General features: G+C 39.6%; 15 protein-coding genes. 13 read left to right on the top strand and 2 right to left on the bottom strand.

Annotated features, from left to right (window positions below):
* The first annotated feature begins 31 nt into the window (after positions 1–31).
* The 11 genes from LCX93_RS00425 (at position 32) to LCX93_RS00375 (ending at position 11,263) form a co-directional block, all read left to right on the top strand.
* Positions 32–1,696, top strand: a complete 1,665-nt coding sequence (locus LCX93_RS00425) for a hypothetical protein (protein WP_226067010.1) — start codon at positions 32–34, stop codon at positions 1,694–1,696.
* An 8-nt stretch (positions 1,697–1,704) separates the two neighbouring features.
* Positions 1,705–3,447, top strand: a complete 1,743-nt coding sequence (gene dsbD, locus LCX93_RS00420; protein ID WP_226067008.1) for a protein-disulfide reductase DsbD — start codon at positions 1,705–1,707, stop codon at positions 3,445–3,447.
* Between the two features lie 65 nt (positions 3,448–3,512).
* A complete protein-coding gene (locus LCX93_RS00415; RefSeq protein ID WP_226067006.1) occupies positions 3,513–4,094 on the top strand; it encodes a hypothetical protein in 582 nt (193 codons plus the stop codon).
* Between the two features lie 11 nt (positions 4,095–4,105).
* Positions 4,106–4,600, top strand: coding sequence for a TlpA family protein disulfide reductase (locus LCX93_RS00410; protein WP_226067004.1), 495 nt, complete (start codon positions 4,106–4,108; stop codon positions 4,598–4,600).
* A 2-nt stretch (positions 4,601–4,602) separates the two neighbouring features.
* The gene (locus LCX93_RS00405) at positions 4,603–4,821 is read left to right on the top strand and encodes a DUF4266 domain-containing protein (protein WP_226067002.1); all 219 of its coding nucleotides are present in this window, start codon (positions 4,603–4,605) and stop codon (positions 4,819–4,821) included.
* Positions 4,812–5,930, top strand: coding sequence for a DUF3570 domain-containing protein (locus LCX93_RS00400; RefSeq protein WP_226067000.1), 1,119 nt, complete (start codon positions 4,812–4,814; stop codon positions 5,928–5,930). The genes LCX93_RS00405 and LCX93_RS00400 overlap by 10 nt, the downstream gene beginning before the upstream one ends.
* Positions 5,914–6,852 carry an FAD:protein FMN transferase gene (locus tag LCX93_RS00395; RefSeq protein WP_226066998.1) on the top strand — a complete coding sequence of 313 codons (939 nt, stop codon included), beginning with the start codon at positions 5,914–5,916 and terminating at the stop codon, positions 6,850–6,852. Before LCX93_RS00400 ends, LCX93_RS00395 begins: the two co-directional genes overlap by 17 nt.
* Positions 6,853–6,860: 8 nt before the next feature.
* Complete coding sequence (locus tag LCX93_RS00390) at positions 6,861–7,868, top strand: hypothetical protein (RefSeq protein ID WP_226066989.1); 1,008 nt, start codon at positions 6,861–6,863, stop codon at positions 7,866–7,868.
* Complete coding sequence (locus tag LCX93_RS00385; protein ID WP_226066987.1) at positions 7,865–8,272, top strand: hypothetical protein; 408 nt, start codon at positions 7,865–7,867, stop codon at positions 8,270–8,272. The genes LCX93_RS00390 and LCX93_RS00385 overlap by 4 nt, the downstream gene beginning before the upstream one ends.
* Positions 8,272–9,246, top strand: coding sequence for an HD-GYP domain-containing protein (locus tag LCX93_RS00380; RefSeq protein ID WP_193150877.1), 975 nt, complete (start codon positions 8,272–8,274; stop codon positions 9,244–9,246). The genes LCX93_RS00385 and LCX93_RS00380 overlap by 1 nt, the downstream gene beginning before the upstream one ends.
* On the top strand, positions 9,239–11,263 hold the full coding sequence (locus LCX93_RS00375; protein WP_226066986.1) for an ATP-binding protein: 2,025 nt from the start codon (positions 9,239–9,241) through the stop codon (positions 11,261–11,263). Before LCX93_RS00380 ends, LCX93_RS00375 begins: the two co-directional genes overlap by 8 nt.
* On the opposite strand, the gene LCX93_RS00370 is transcribed toward LCX93_RS00375, so the two are convergent.
* On the bottom strand, positions 11,260–14,055 hold the full coding sequence (locus LCX93_RS00370; protein WP_226066985.1) for a helicase-related protein: 2,796 nt from the start codon (positions 14,053–14,055) through the stop codon (positions 11,260–11,262). The genes LCX93_RS00375 and LCX93_RS00370 overlap by 4 nt on opposite strands.
* 160 nt (positions 14,056–14,215) lie before the next feature.
* On the opposite strand from LCX93_RS00370, the gene LCX93_RS00365 reads away from it, so the two are divergent.
* Together LCX93_RS00365 and LCX93_RS00360 are read left to right on the top strand one after the other, a co-directional pair.
* Entirely contained in the window at positions 14,216–14,536 is a 321-nt protein-coding gene (locus LCX93_RS00365) for a hypothetical protein (RefSeq protein ID WP_226066982.1), read from the top strand.
* Positions 14,520–14,843: a DUF309 domain-containing protein gene (locus LCX93_RS00360; protein WP_226066980.1), complete on the top strand. Its 324-nt coding sequence runs from the start codon at positions 14,520–14,522 to the stop codon at positions 14,841–14,843. Before LCX93_RS00365 ends, LCX93_RS00360 begins: the two co-directional genes overlap by 17 nt.
* A 135-nt stretch (positions 14,844–14,978) precedes the next feature.
* Here LCX93_RS00360 and LCX93_RS00355 read toward each other — a convergent pair whose 3' ends face one another.
* Positions 14,979–16,079: an MFS transporter gene (locus LCX93_RS00355; protein ID WP_226066978.1), complete on the bottom strand. Its 1,101-nt coding sequence runs from the start codon at positions 16,077–16,079 to the stop codon at positions 14,979–14,981.
* Positions 16,080–16,160: the final 81 nt, after the last annotated feature.

Here is a 16,160-nt window from a genome sequence, read left to right as displayed (position 1 = left end):
TAGCACTATCAAAACTTTAAAGGAGTTTATTATGAAAAACATTTCTATTCTTAGCATTGCGGCAGCAATGGCAATATTAAGCGGCTGTGGAAGTTCAACCAACACAACGGCAACGGATCCAGCACAACAGGTTGCAGGAGCAACTACAATTACAGTTGAGAGAGGACCGATTATCGGAGCAGATGTAGTAGATGCCTCAGGACAAGTTGCAACTGAGCTGGCAAACGGAAAGTACAGTTTTGCTTCACAACCGACCTACCCTATAGTTGCAAGCAAGGGGGTAATTGATCTTGACAGAGACGGGAAAGTAAGCCTTGGTGATGTCGTCAATGATATGAATTTAACCACAGTCAAAGGGAATGTGATAACACTCCTGACAACACTTGATATAAATCCGCAGACACAAACAGCATTGGATGCAATGTTAAATGATTTAAACCTGACACAGGCTGATGTATTTGAAAAAACTCCGAGCGAGTCTTTGAAAGTGGAAGCTATTTCAAATGCACTTTACAAGTACACAAAAACTGCAAATATTAATGATCTCAACGAGTTAAACACAACAGCTGTAATAAGAGATGTCGATGTTCTGGCAGAATATGACAAATATATGCAAGAGGATGCACATGATACAGAACAGGAGGAGAGAGACCTGATCGACTCATTGGCACTCACAAGCACCACTGTACAAAAAATTGAAAACGAAGCACAACTTTCAGATATAGAAACAGAACTTGAAAATGAGATTGGTGAGGATGAAATAGCACAACTCACAACACATCTTATAAATTTGAAATCTGATTATGAAGCTGAGCACGGGGATGTAGACTATGAAGATACGGGAGAAGACACTCAACATTATCAAGGTCAAAGCTGTGCGCAATGTCACAGTACTACAGGTGCTGTTGCCCTCAATGAAGATAATGAAAACAATGAAAACAGTGAAGCCGGAGAAAATGCTTTTAGTTCCGGTGCCACTGTCTATACGCTGCTTCATGGGGAAAATGCAAATGCATCCCAGGCCGCCAGCGGCTACAGCTTACGCCTGGTACTCCAAAGCGGTGTAATAGAATCATACCGTTTGGCCCGCGGAACAGGAAATGTATATGCGAATGTAAATGCAGGATTAGGAAATTATACTGTTGAAGTTTTAGACAGAGCCGGAAATGTAGTAAATCGCTCAGCCACAAACTCACACAATGACTCCCGACTCGATTGTAACAGTTGTCACTCTCTCAACGGAGCAAATGGAGCACCAGGGAGAATTGTATCATTTATGTATCAGGCTCCTGTTACAGCAGATACAAACAATACAACTGTAGCACTTCCGGCAGATACAAATGACACAACGACTGTGCCGCTTCCAGTGGATACAAATACAACAGCGCCTGCGGATACAAACACTTCAACAACACCATCATTGCCAGCAATTTCTTTTGCCAATGATGTCTTGCCGATATTAAATAACAACTGTGCTTCCTGCCATGGAAACAATGGTAATTTCTCCATAACAAACAGCACAACGCCATATGCAGGGGTTATCCCTTTTGTTGATGCCGCAAATCCTACAAACTCCTCTCTTTTACAAAAAGGAAGCGGAAGTACAGGACACGGAGGAGGCATCATCATCAGCACTTCTTCTGTAGAATACTCGACAGTTCGTGACTGGATTGCTGCCGGTGCACTTGATAATTAGGAAAAAGAATGAAATATCTCTTATTCGTAACCTTTTTTGTGCACACTCTTTTTGGCACCACAGACTTTGTGATGCCAAAGGAGGCTTTTAAACCAAGTGTTATCCTGCAAGGGAAACAAGTAAAAGCTAAAATAGCACTTGCCCCTGAAATCTATCTTTATAAAAAGAGCATAAAACTTTCACTCAAAGACGCAGGTGTCCTTTTAAAAAATATAACTTTTTCTCCCAAACCGGTTGATCATGCCGGCTCTTTAGTTTTTACAAAAGATGTAACTATCAGTGCGGACATTGTAAAAACTCAAAAGTCACTGAACAAAACCACTCTTTTGCTTAGCTATCAGGGATGCTCAAGCAAAGGGCTTTGCTATGAGCCACAGACTAAACAGTTTTCTTTAAATATCACCAATATCCCTCCACAAGAGTATTCTAAAGAGTCTCAAAACCATTTACAGTCAAAAGGAGAACTTTTTGATAATGATATAATTGCTCAAACTTTCAAAGATGGCAATATTGTTCTGATTTTATTAAGTTTTTTTGGATTTGGCTTATTACTGGCACTTACGCCCTGTGTCTTTCCTATGATCCCTATTCTTTCATCTATCATTATTTCACAAGGTGAGGGGATGAATGCAAAAAGAGGTTTTATGCTCTCTTTGGTCTATATCCTGGCAATGAGTTTTACTTATACGCTTGCCGGGGTTTTTGCAGGAATTTTTGGTGAAAATATACAGGCATCTTTGCAAAACGAATGGGTTTTAACTGCTTTTGCAGCAGTGTTTGTAGTTCTTGCTTTGTCCATGTTTGGATTTTTCGAGATAGGTTTGCCATCATCCTGGCAGAGTAAGCTCTCTCATGCATCATCAAAAGCGGAAAGCAAAGGCGGTTTTCTTGGTGTCGCCGTCATGGGATTTTTATCTGCTTTAATAGTTGGTCCCTGTATGGCACCTCCCCTTACCGGTGCGCTGGTTTATATCGGACAAACAGGTGACGCACTCCTTGGAGGTATGGCACTTTTTGTGTTAAGCCTTGGAATGGGAATGCCATTGTTGCTGATCGGAATTGGTGCCGGAAAACTGATGCCAAAACCTGGTGGATGGATGAGCATAGTCTCCAAAGTCTTTGGTGTCATTATGCTTATGACAGCAATCTGGATGCTTTCTCGCATACTTCCGCCTACAGTGATTATACTGCTCTGGGCACTTCTTTTCATGATAACATCAGTCTACCTTGGTGCCTTTGAACCGCTAGAGAGGACAAAACGTTCATGGAATGCTCTTTTTAAAGGCTTTGGCATTGTGATGTTTGTATTTGGAATTACTCTACTCATTGGGTTTATAAGTGGTACAACAAATTTACTAAATCCTTTAGAAAAATTTACAGCGACAAGCGAGAAAAAGAATCAGGATTTGATGTTTATCCAGGTAGGTTCTTTAGAGGAATTACAAAAAGTTTTTGACCAGAACCAGGGAAAAAGAATTCTGGTGGATTTCTATGCCGACTGGTGTGTTTCATGCAAAGAACTTGAACACAACACTTTTACAAATCAAGCAGTAAAAAAAGCACTGCAGCCGTTTGTTTTGGTTCAAGTTGATATAACCAAAAATTCAAAAGCACAAAAAGAGATACTCAGGAAGTACAATCTTTTTGGACCTCCGGCTATTTTGTTTTTCAACGAGGATGCACAGGAGCAAAAGAAGCATAGAATAATTGGCTACAAGCCGCCAGAAGAGTTTTTAAAATATTTACCATAGAGGACGAAATCTTCATCAATTTTTCATAATTGATGCATAAAATAACAAAAAACAAAGGAGGCTTGATGAAATACTGGATTATGGCAGTAATAATCCCTGTAACACTGTTCTTAAACGGATGCGGTGAAGATGACGGGGGAGAAGAAAATACAACCACTGCAAGCGGTTGGCATTTTCAGGGACGCGATTGTTTGGCATGTCACAATGTTGATCTTGGGATAGACAAACATCTTGTTTTTGGAGGGACACTTTTTAAAAGTTACAATACCACCGATATAGATGACCTCAACCAGGTATGTGATGCAGATCTGGCTGTAGAGTTTTTGGATAATAACTTCAATACTGTGTATTCGACAGCCAGCTATTATGATGAAAATTCAAAAGGAAATAAAGGAAGAGGTAATATTTTTTTACTTGACAGACTTTTTAATGCTACGCTCAACGGTTCTTACACAGTAAGAATAATTGAAAGGGTATCCGGACGTACAATGGCACAGTCACGACAGGCATCACATAATTTTAGTGGCGGAGAATATTCTATCGATAATCCACAAAATTTTTCAAATCGTTTATCGTGTAATGCCTGTCACAACGGAAAAACAACCGATTTTTTGAATGCATCAATCAATGCTGATTTATGTAAATAAGGAGAGAAATAATGAAAAAAGTAATATTAACAGTAATGATATGCCTCACTCTTTTTGCCGCACCGAGAGAAGGAGACAAACAGGTAGCCTATACACTGCCACTGCTTTATAAGCCTGCAAAAGTACTAAGCAATAGTGATATGAATGGCAAAGTAGTACTGCTAAACCTTTGGGCAAGCTGGTGCAGTGGATGCCAAGAGGAGATGCCTCTTTTTGTTGCTTTGCAAAAACGGCACAACAAAAAAGATTTTATAGTTGTTGCTGCAAGTATAGACAGTGTGAATGACAATGCAAAAGAGTTTCTAAACAGAGTTGATCCCAATAAAGATCTTATTGCCCTGTATGATGTAAAAAAGAGTTTGCCAAAGGCCTATAGATGTCCCGGACTGCCATCTTCATTCCTGATTGACAAAGAAGGAAAAATTGCAGCAGTTTACATAGGCAGCCTTGATAAAGCAATGATAAAGGATTTAGAGAAAAAGATAGCTGAGTTGGAAAGGAAATAGGGATGAAGATACTTTTTTTAGTGCTTTTAATGCTATTTATAACAGGCTGCAGTGAAAAACTTGTCCGGGTTATGCCGTACGAGAAAGAGTTTTTTGCGCAAGACAAAATGAGTCTTTCTCCGATTGCCGAACGTGCCGAACAGGAGGGACATATCTTTCTTATCCGTGAAGCGAGCGCCGGAGGGGAGAGTAGTTTTCAGGGGGGTTGCGGATGTCGTTAAAATATTTTATATGGATGATGATTTCTCTTGTTGCACTTGAGATAAGTTCTTTGGCATCGAGCCTGAAAGACAGTATGAGTTTTGGAATAAACAGCTACAGTGACAATGCAGATGTACAGGTTTATTCACCGACATTTTCTTTGTTTAAAAAAGTATCGCATCAGTGGATGCTCGGATTTAAGATGAGAATTGACACAATTACGGCAGCAAGTATCAGTAACGGTGCCAATTCACAAAGAGTGGATGCCGTTACAGGTGCATCACGTGCGGAAGGAACGCTTTTTGATGATGTACGCTATGCCCCGACTCTTATGGCTACATATGATGACGGAAAAAATATGCTAAGCTTTGGAGCATATTACTCAAAAGAGGCAGATTATACCGGCAGAGCAGTCTTTGTAAACTATGTACGTCAACTCAACGAGCAAAATACTGCACTTGGAATCGGTATTTCACAATCATTTGATTACTGGTACCCTGTATTTGACAGAGAACTGCCAAGAGATGATAGAAAAGAGGGTAAAATTGACCTCTCTCTCAATCAGTTGATAACACCGGGATTTTCGCTTCAGGGCGTTTTCTCTTACATGTACAGTGAAGGTTTTTTATCTTCTCCGTATCATTATGTACTGCAAGATGGTTTTGCAAAGTTTGAAAACTATCCCCAAACACGAACAGGAAAAGCATTTGCACTCAAGGGAGTATATCTCCTTAACCCAGACAATGCAATGAACTTTTCCTATCGGTATTATACAGATGACTGGGATATAAAATCACATACAGTCAATATAGAAGAGTTGCACGATTTCAGTTCACATTTTACATCTGGCCTTAGATTGCGCTATTATACGCAGACAAAGTCCAATTTTGTCAAAGCTCTTGGCAGCTACCGTGTCAATGACCCTTACTTTGCCATAGACTACCGTATGAGTGCCTTTGACTCCTATACAATTGGACTGCCATTCATTTATAAAACAAGTAAAGGTGACAAGGTGACAGCAAGCATTGACTATTATCAAACCAGTAAAAACGATTATATTAAAAACTGGTATGGCGTGGACAGCATAAAGGCTGTTTTCACCACACTCACCTATGAGTTTGAGTATTAAAATGGGTTTTTTCATAAGAGGATTAAAAGCCAAAGTGATGAGCACAGAGCTCATCATGGAGGCCAATGTTTCTCGCAAAATTCTCTTTGAAGCGCTTGATAGAGTCAAGCGTTTTGAAGAGAGATTTTCTGCCTATAATAAGGATTCCCTTGTTTCTCTAATCAATAAAAATGCAGGAATTGAAGCGGTTACATGTAACCAAGAGGAGTGTGAACTTTTTTCAGAAGCACTCAAAATCGCACAACGCTCAAAAGGAAAATTCGATCCCACAATCGGTGCTTTGACACAGGGGCTTTACGGTTTTGGGAAAACAAATAAGAAGATACCTGCCAAACAAGAACTTCAAAAAACAAAACATCTTGTCGATTACCGCCAGTTACATGTAAAAGACAATACAGTATTTCTTGCAAAAAAAAGAATGCGTCTGGATCTTGGGGGGATAGGCAAAGGGTATATTGCTCAAAAAGTATTTTTATTTCTACAAAGCAAAGGAGCGACAAAAATCCTTGTCAATGCAGGGGGTGAGATACTTACACTGGGAAAAAACTACCGGGTCGCCATTACCAATCCTTTTGACATACACAAATATCTTGGTGTCATCGAAACAAAAAACACGCCTTTTAGTATCTCTACAAGTGGAGATTATGAACGTTATATCGGCTCGAAAAAAAATCATCATATATTAGACAGTCAGTCTGCTACACAAAACCATTACTACAGCAGTCTAACAGTTTTAAAAAACGGTATAACAGCAACACTTTTGGATGCGGTTGCGACTATAGCCTTTAATACCCCTGCCCATGAATTGAAAGACTTGTCAAAAGAATATGATGTTGCTATAATTGCCGTAACGGATGAAGGAGAGCTTTTATTTGAAAATTTTAAAAATTTAGATATAAAAGCATGTGAAATTTTTCCATAAGGATCCTCTTGAAAATATTTCTTTTATTTATATGTTTCTTTACTGTTCTGCTTGCACAAGACTCCCAAACCAAGGAGAATGAATACACTCTGGGAGAGGGTGTGCAAGTCGGTACACTCCCTTTGTACATTGGCGGTTACTTCTCTGCTGATTATACAAAAAAAAGCAATACCAATCGTTACAGAGTAGATGACATCGCTCTGCTTGCCTACGGAAACTATAACAAATTTTCTTATCTCGCAGAGATGGAATATAAAGAGTTTTATACCTATACAGACTTTAATGCAACACATACCATTGAGAGAAATACACGACTGCACACGGAACGGCTTTATATAGACTACACTTTTAATGAAAACTTTATGCTTCGCGGAGGAAAATACAATTCACCGATAGGTTTTTGGAATCTACTGCCTATAAACGTCCTTCGAGATACAACTTCCAACCCTGTAAGCACATCCATCCTCTTTCCAAAATTCTCTACAGGACTCTATGGCAGTTATAGCAAATATGGCGATGACGAACTGCAGATAGATGTTATATTACAGCACAATGACGATCTCGATGCAAACTACAACAACTACAAAACTGATGAACATTACGGAGCAGGTGTGTCATATACGCACAATGATCTTAATGTAAAACTCAACATCGGCATGTTTGATAATGTCGTCTCAGATACATCCTCCACACATTTGTATTATGCGGTTGCATCGCTGCAGTACGATGCAGAGCACTATAAGATAACAAGTGAATTTGGCACACAAAGGAATAACAAGGGCTTCACAACAAAATATGCGGGATACTTGCAAGGAGGGTATCGCTTTAATGAGAAGCATCTGGGAATTGTCCGCTTAGAATCATACAGTCAAACCGATACAAATCGCCAAGACAACATAGCCATTGTCGGGTATACATACAGACCGCTTTATCCGGTGGCATTCAAGGCGGAGTATCAGTTTCATTCATTACATGATGAAAATCAGTTTTTGTTTTCATGGTCGGTGTTGTTTTGAAGAAAAAATATCTATTCCTCATCATTTTTATCATTTCAGTTGTAGAGGCAAAAGAGTATGCCGTAGTGGTACAAAAAGGATTTGCAAATATCTCTGTTGGAAAAATAAAAGCGATCTATCTTAAAAAACTCAAGTATCAAGGGGATACAAAACTGGTACCCATTAATCTTGGTTCACAAAACTCTGTGCGGAGAAGTTTTGAAAAAAAAGTATTAAAAATCAAGCACTCACGCCTAAAGTCCTACTGGATTAAACAGCACTATCTTGGACAGAGACCGCCAATAACGCTTAAGTCCGAAGCCGCAGTAAATGCTTTTGTAAAAAAAGTTTTTGGAGCAATCGGGTATCTTGAAGCAGCAAAAGCTGATAAAGATTTAAAAATTATTTACAAATGGAGTGACTGATGGCAAAAGTATTGTTATGCGATGATGAATTGATGAACAGAAAAGTCGCTTCCAAAATTCTTAAAAAAGAGGGTTTTGAAGTTATAGAGGCACAAAACGGGCAGGAAGCACTCGACATTATGCAGACAGAGGCAGTCGACTTAGTGCTTTTAGATTTGATGATGCCTGTCATGGATGGCTATACAGCACTTAAAATCATTAAAGAAGATGAAAATATTTCCCATATTCCGGTGATTATTATCTCTGCACTCTCAGACAGAGAGGCAATAACCAAGGGTTTGAAAATTGGTGCAAATGAGTATATTACAAAACCATTTGACATTACAGAATTTCTTTTGCGTGTGAAGAATGCTGTCAGAATGGGAGAACTGCAAAATAAGAAAAATGAAAAAGAGATTATTCATATTTTGGCAAAAACGGCAGAGTATCGTGACAATGAAACCTCTATGCACACGATACGTGTTGGAGAAATATCTGCCTATTTGGCAAAAAAAATCGGCTGGAATCAAGAAGAGATTGAACTGATGCGTCTTGCTGCACCGATGCACGATATGGGAAAAGTCGGCATCCCCGACAATATACTGCTAAAACCGGGAAAATTAAATGATGATGAGTTTGAAATAATGAAAACGCATGCACAGATAGGATATGAAATCCTCTCCCAAAAGAGTACACCCCTTTTGGTATTGGCAGCTGAAATTGCTCTGACTCATCATGAAAAATACAACGGAACAGGGTATCCAAAAAAATTACAGGGAGATGCAATCCCCTTGAGTGGAGCGATTGTAGCTGTTGTGGATGTATTTGATGCACTTTTGAGCAAAAGACCCTACAAAGAGCCTTTTAGCATAGAAAAGACACTTGAAATCATCAAAGAAGGAAGTGGTGTGCATTTTCATCCTGAAATCGTGCACCTGTTTTTAGAAAATATTGAAGATATTTTACACATAAGAGAATCTTTGCTGGATGATTAGTTTTTTTAAAAAATCCTTACGAAACAAACTGCTTGTCAGTTTTTTGTTTGTCGGTTTGCTTCCGTTTGCAATCTTGCTTGGATATACCATATTTTTAAGCCAGACAAAGATTGTCAACCAAACGATTAAAGAACAGTTTTACAGGGCGAATGATGTAAAAGGCTTAATTAAACACCATATTACCAATCTCAAAAAAGAGATTGAATTTATTGCCTCTTTGGATTTAATGGACGATATTATTACAGATGATATTGATAAACGTATCTCTATTCTTTTAAGCAAGAAAGCAACAGATTTCAGTCTTGATTTGTCACTTTTTGTAGTGAACAATAATGGGATTGTTATTGCAAGTTCACATAATGAACTCCTCTTAACTTCTTTTAAAAAATATAAAAAACTCTCTCAAAACACTTTTATTGAAGGAGAATATCTTTACATCAGTTCTCAGGTTGTCTCCTCCTTTGACAGAACAAAAAAACTCGGCTATCTGGTCTTGAAATACAACCTGCAAAATCTCACAAGATATCTTTCTCATCAGGAAAATATACATTCCTACATTATCAACAGCAAAACCGGTGTTATTGTAGGTGATACGCAGGCTTTGAAAGTAGATTTAAAAAAAGAAAAAGAGAGTATTATTACAGACAAATATGTCATTGTGTATGAACGGTTTGATGGTGTCTTGAAAAACAGTTATCTTGTTTATGGAGTAGACAAATCTGAAGCATTAAAATTTTTATATGAATTTGTCCGCTTTATGTTGCTCATTTCTCTCTTTATTACAGTTTTTGTCGTTGTTATTGCCTTGCGATACTCTAAAAGCATTGTATCACCAATTGAAAATCTGACAAAAGCAACACAAAAAATCACTCAGGAGCAAGACTATAGAGCATCTTTACCTATTGAATCCGAAGATGAGATAGCAACGCTTACTGCTTCATTTAATGAGATGGTACAAACAACAGCAAATGCACTGAAAAACCTCGAAGAAGAGAACAAACTGCGTCTCAAGCGTTTTATACAGCTTATTGAAGTCTTTAATAAAATTATTCAAACGCAGAGTGAAGATGAGTGTATTACGGTTTCAATAAAGCTGATTCAACAAATCACCAAGAGAGATGACCTTGTTTTCTCAAAAGTGCATACAGACAACTCTATAGATTTATATGTAACAGATTTTGAACAGAACAAAAAAATCTATTTTGGCTCTATCACTTTGGCTCTTGAAAGTTTTTCGGATGAGAATGAAAAACGTTTTTACAACTCCATCGCAACAATGATAGCCTTGCAACTCGACAGAATACGCCTAATCCGCAGAACAATGGCTGCATCACAGGCTAAATCTGCTTTTATCTCAAATATGTCTCATGAACTCCGAACACCGCTGAATGCGATTATAGGTTTTTCCCAGTTTTTAATTGCCTATGAAGATTTGACACAAGACCAACAGGAAACAGTAGGAAATATAGAATCATCAGCACATTATCTCCTCGGAATGATAAACGATATTTTAGATATTGCCAAGATTGAAGCCGGAAAAATGGAAGCACATATTGAGAATGTTGACCTCAAAAGTGTTGTAAAAAGCAGTTATGAGATGCTCAAACCGCTTGCAGATGAGAAAAATTTGGAATTTAGTCTTGATATGCAAGAGTATACTCTTCAAACGGTGCATACTGACCCGAAAATGTTTCAGCAGATTATCACCAATCTACTCTCCAATGCTATTAAATTTACACAAGAGGGTTTTGTCAGGATAAAACTTTACAATACCAAAGAAAAGGTATGCGTACATGTACAAGACAGCGGTATAGGGATAGGCAAAGAGGATTTGGAACAACTCTTCAGTGATTTTACACAGGTTGAAAATGTGATGCAAAAAACGCACAAAGGGACAGGACTCGGGCTCTCTTTAAGCAAAAAGATGGCACAGATTCTGGGCGGTGATGTGACCCTTCGCAGTGAAGGCAAAGGAAAAGGGAGTCAGGCAGAATTTTGTTTTCATCCAGAGCTTTAGCGTGGCAAACGCCGGTGCCCTCTTTTGTGCACGTAGTTCTTTTTAAAGCACTTCTGGCAGATACTGTACCTGGAATTTACCGGTAAAACCGTGCCACAGAGTTTGCAGCTTTGACTCAGCTGTGTCTGCCTGAGTGTCTCTTCTATATATTTGTTCAAAACACCCCTGTAGGTTCTTGCCTTGTTTTCATCTACAAAGTAGTCATTAAAACGGTAACTCAGCCACAGATACAGCGAAATCTCTTTGACCATATCTTCAGCACGCAGCAGTTCTTCGGAGGTTTGCGCATACGAACCTGTCAGTTTTGGCGCATGATAATAAACCGGCTCTTTTTTCTCCAAAGCATTGATGTAGCGCTCATAGGCACTGATGATATAGGCTGATTTGAGCGTCAGGGGCGCACAGGCAAGATGATACTTGGTGGCAATGTCCAAATTATAACTGTCCACAATGCGCGAGGCTTCGAGCATATCATCGAGTGAAGCCGCATAAAAAGGACCGTCAAAGACCATATTTTTGATAAAAAAACGCAAAATTTCTTCCAAAGAGTTTTCTTCCAAAATCGTACTGACAAGTTTTATATGTTCCAGATTTGCCATTACTTTAAAGGGCACTTTTATCTCTTTTGCCGGTTTGTTGAAATTTTTCTTGACTACATGTAAAGCATCCCCGTGCAAAGCCCCGACATAGCCGTTTTCATGCAGACCGTAACGCCCTGCCCGTCCTGCAATCTGCTGTACCTCCGAGGGAAAAAGATTGCGCTGGATAATCCCGTCAAATTTTTCGGCTTTTGAAAACAACACCGTTTTTATGGGCAGATTCATCCCCATCGCTATGGCATCGGTGGCAACAAGAATCTGTGTTTCGCCTTCGCGAAAACGCCGTGCTTCTTCGCGCCGTACCTCAGGAGAAAGATTGCCGTACACAACACTCACTTCAAAATCTTTGGAAAAATTCTGCTTCAGCCGCAATACATCTTTACGGCTGAAAGCGATTATCGCCGTGCCCGCCTCCACCTCTTTTGGATGTGTCGGTTTTTCCAAAAGCTCCAGAGGATTTTTGCGTTCAAACTCCCGTATTTCAAGCTCTTCACCCAGATACTCTGCCAAAGCAACAATCGCTTCTTTAACATTTGGCGAACCCGTCATAATGACCTCTTTTGCAGGCGCACCGATTATGGCATTTGCCCATGCCCAGCCACGGTCACGGTCATCTAGCATCTGCACCTCATCTATGACACAGACATCCACATCCACCTCATAGTTCATCATCTCTATCGTTGAACTGATGTGTGTTGCCTCATCATCAAGAATCTGCTCCTCACCGGTAATAAGTGAGCTTTCAATCCCCTCTGCCTTGAGTGTTTCATAGCCTTCGAGTGCCAGAAGCCGCAAAGGTGCCAGGTAATAGCCTGTGTCTGCCTCTTTGAGATGCTGCATCGCTTCATAGGTTTTTCCGCTGTTTGTAGGACCGATGTGCAAAATCAGTTTTCTCTGCATACTCCGCGCAATGGGAAAGAGATTTTTAAAATCACGAATAGTCCGTGCAAGCAGTGTCTCACGCTGTTTTTTAATCAGTTCGTCATGTATAGAGTGCAAAAAACGCCGTGTTATTTTTCTGTACATTTTTGGCGTTATATCCAAGCTTTGCCCAAGCAGTTCAAAAAGATACCCATAGACTCTCGCATGCAGCTCTTCTTGGCTGAAATGCAAAAGCTGGGCATACTCTGCACACTCTTTTACCAAAGCATTGAGTGTAAGTAAAAATTCCTCTTCGTGCTCTTTTTTGACTTCTGCCAAAATAGCGTCAAAATTAAATCGTTTCGCGTTCCATATCTCTTCCAAAAGTCCTTCAAGCTCTACATGTAACTCCAGTTTATAAGAGATTTTCTGCTCACTGTAGGGAAGAAGGAACTGTTCATTGACATGAATCAGAACCTCTTCTTCATGAAGTTCTACTCCCTCGGCATCTATTTTAGACTTGACAATCTTTTTTAAAAGTTTTTGGGAAATAAGCGGATAGCTTACTTTTGATTTTGGAGGCGAGGCACGCAGCGCATCCAGAATCTCTTTGGTACTCAGATAGGCATGCGGATATTTCAAAGAGGCTAAAAAGCTATCAATACTCTCCTGTTTTTGCTGCACCGTTGCAACTTTGTCCTGTCCTATCTTTTGTACAATCGCATCAAAATCCGTTGTTTCAAGGTACTCATACGAATAGGGTTTCGTCTTGAGTGTCAAAATCTTGTGAAAATGCTGTTCGTAGAGTTCGTACTTCAGAGAGGCATTAAACTCAAAACAGTCATCCAGATCAAAAAGCCCCTCAAGTTCACGCTCAAGTTTCTCTTTTTTCATCTCAAAACGAATATGACGCAAAGAAGATTCCATTTTTTCTATGGTTATTTTTTTACTTCTTACATGTAAATAAGCCTCACGCAGGCGTACTGCTTCTTCCTGGCTGACATCCAGTTCTTCGAGCAGCGCATTAATCTTCTCTTCTCTGTCAAGGACGAGCTCTCTTTTTGGTCGATCTGATTTGTACATCCGTCCGTCACTCTCAAAAAAGTTTAAAATATCCTGACGCATACTACTTTCGGCTTCACTCCAAATCATACGGAGTGTTTTGACCATCAGGGTTTTATTATGCTCTATATCATATATGCCCAGTGTTGCAAAAAGCTCACTGAGGGTTTTACTCTCTACCCGTTCTATCCCCACATCAAAGGGGTCATCATCAAAATATTTTCTAATTCTTTGGTTAATTTTACTGTTTTTCTTATTTTTTCTTGCCATAGAAAGATTATAACACAAGTTTAACAGCTTTAGGGCGCAAAAGAGCAGGGGAAATGTTAAGGAACCCGGACTTCAGTTCTGGCTGAAGTACGGATTCCAAAACAAGCTTAACAATACAACTTCAACAAAATATAAAAAAGACGCTATATAATAAACCTCGATGAATTACCCAAACGAATGGACGCAAAAAGAGTTTTTGCAAAATAAAAAAAAATTGGCACAGGAGGGTGTGGATGTTGTCCTTGTGGACACGATTTTGTCACCCATAGAAAAAGCAGACACCGTAACCTACAACCCTTATGAACTCAAACAGTACCCGGAGGGAAGCGTCTTTGTTTTTTACTGCGATTCCGGCAAGGCGACACTTGATCGGCTCAAAGAGTACAAAGAAAAATTTCCCAATCACCACTGTATTTCCCTCAAAGGCGGTCGCGGATACTGGAGAAAAAATATGATGTTACTGGATGAAAACGATGCATAAACATATCAACGAATTTATAAAGTGCCTCGAAGAAGAGCGCTATTATGATGCCCATGAAGCACTTGAAGCAGCCTGGTTTCCCCGTCGTTTTGAAAAAGACAAAGAGGTAAAACTGCTCAAAGGCTTCATCAATGCCTCTGTCAGTTTTGAACTTATCAAACGAGGGCGCAAAGAACAGAGCAAAAAAGTCTGGGCAAATTATCTCAAATACAGACCTTTTCTTTTTGAGATAGACTCCCCCTATCAGAACCGTTACTATCAGCTTTCAAGACTTGTTGAAACTATAAAGAAGGACAGTCGGCACTAAAGTACCGATTCCAGGTCAACACCGCTTTTTGGAACCCGTACTTCAGTGCGGGCGAGAGTGGCATGAAAGAAACAGCAATCGATACCGCTTTTGGGAACCATCCCTCAGGGTGGGCTGAGAGTGCTGGGACAGCTGCTACGCTTTGTGCTGCCTTACAGCCATAAAAAGCAAAAATGCTCCAAATGCCATCAGACTCGAAGTCAAGAAGAGATACTTCGGATAGTATTCATATACATATCCCGCTATCAAGGCACCGCTTAATCCTCCAAAACCGTAGGTAATGCCGGAAAAGAACTGCTGAGAGAGACTTTTGTGTCTGTAGCGCTGAAACAGATAGCTGATGGCTGCCGTATGAAACAGGGCAAAACTCAGAGCATGCAGAGCCTGAGAGAAAAAAAGTATCGCCAAATGCTCAGGGAATGCAAAAACCAAGAACCATCGCAGCACCGTTGCCAGTGCTGTCAAACGCAGCAGGTTCAGTAAATTTCCCTGCAGCAGTCCCCCTTGAAAGAAAAACATCCCCACTTCAATCAACACGCCAAAACTCCATAAATAGATTGTCATATCCAAACTGATACCGTGGTCTGTCTCATAAATCGTAAAAAAGTTATAAAAAGAGCCAAAACTCATCTGTACAAGCACAAGTCCGCCCCAGAGTTGCCAGTCTTTGAAGATATCTATATCATTAGAGATATTTTTCTCTTTTACATAGCTGGTATCAGGCGCGCGGCAAAGTACCCGATAGGCCACAAAAGCAGTCAAAAGGCTCAAAACAAACAAAAAGTCCAGGGCAACATAGGCAGAACTTAAAAACTTAACCAGCACAAGTGCTACAGCGATAAAGCCTACAGAACCGAACAACCGTACTTTTCCGTAACGCTCCTTGCCTATAGTATGCAAAGAGATGACTTCCACAAAAGGCAGCATCAGACTCATACCCAGCCCCATAAAAATATTTGAGAGCAAAAGTGCATAAAAATGCTCCAGCGAGAGATAAAAAGAGAGGGTACTTGCAATGACTGTAAATAATGAAAATTTAAATACTGTGGCATTGAGGGTCAGTCCACGCAAAAACAAAAAAGGCAGTATAAAACGTACCAAAGGCGATGCCGCGAAAATAATGCCTATCTCACTTGCATCATAGCCCACCCCGCTGAGGACTTTTGGTAAAAATATAATGTATATACCTACAATAGAAAAATAAAAATAGTAAAAAAGAGACAAGAGTGCAAACATAAACTTCCTTATCACAAATTATAGCAATAATCCAATAAAGATATGCTACAATATTTTCAACAAATGAAGGAGAAAGCTAAA

It is taken from the genome of Sulfurimonas sp. SWIR-19, assembly GCF_020410885.1.
GTDB classification, from domain to species: Bacteria; Campylobacterota; Campylobacteria; order Campylobacterales; family Sulfurimonadaceae; genus Sulfurimonas; species Sulfurimonas sediminis.
This window is presented reverse-complemented; position numbering and strand designations above follow the sequence as displayed.

What these genes read in the sequence shown, in the direction of transcription:
- LCX93_RS00425 (WP_226067010.1), top strand. Translation starts at nt 32, where the DNA reads ATGAAAAACATTTCTATTCTTAGCATTGCGGCAGCAATGGCAATATTA.
- dsbD (WP_226067008.1), top strand. Translation starts at nt 1,705, where the DNA reads ATGAAATATCTCTTATTCGTAACCTTTTTTGTGCACACTCTTTTTGGC.
- LCX93_RS00415 (WP_226067006.1), top strand. Translation starts at nt 3,513, where the DNA reads ATGAAATACTGGATTATGGCAGTAATAATCCCTGTAACACTGTTCTTA.
- LCX93_RS00410 (WP_226067004.1), top strand. Translation starts at nt 4,106, where the DNA reads ATGAAAAAAGTAATATTAACAGTAATGATATGCCTCACTCTTTTTGCC.
- LCX93_RS00405 (WP_226067002.1), top strand. Translation starts at nt 4,603, where the DNA reads ATGAAGATACTTTTTTTAGTGCTTTTAATGCTATTTATAACAGGCTGC.
- LCX93_RS00400 (WP_226067000.1), top strand. Translation starts at nt 4,812, where the DNA reads ATGTCGTTAAAATATTTTATATGGATGATGATTTCTCTTGTTGCACTT.
- LCX93_RS00395 (WP_226066998.1), top strand. Translation starts at nt 5,914, where the DNA reads ATGAGTTTGAGTATTAAAATGGGTTTTTTCATAAGAGGATTAAAAGCC.
- LCX93_RS00380 (WP_193150877.1), top strand. Translation starts at nt 8,272, where the DNA reads ATGGCAAAAGTATTGTTATGCGATGATGAATTGATGAACAGAAAAGTC.
- LCX93_RS00375 (WP_226066986.1), top strand. Translation starts at nt 9,239, where the DNA reads ATGATTAGTTTTTTTAAAAAATCCTTACGAAACAAACTGCTTGTCAGT.
- LCX93_RS00370 (WP_226066985.1), bottom strand. Translation starts at nt 14,055, where the DNA reads ATGGCAAGAAAAAATAAGAAAAACAGTAAAATTAACCAAAGAATTAGA.
- LCX93_RS00365 (WP_226066982.1), top strand. Translation starts at nt 14,216, where the DNA reads ATGAATTACCCAAACGAATGGACGCAAAAAGAGTTTTTGCAAAATAAA.
- LCX93_RS00360 (WP_226066980.1), top strand. Translation starts at nt 14,520, where the DNA reads ATGAAAACGATGCATAAACATATCAACGAATTTATAAAGTGCCTCGAA.
- LCX93_RS00355 (WP_226066978.1), bottom strand. Translation starts at nt 16,079, where the DNA reads ATGTTTGCACTCTTGTCTCTTTTTTACTATTTTTATTTTTCTATTGTA.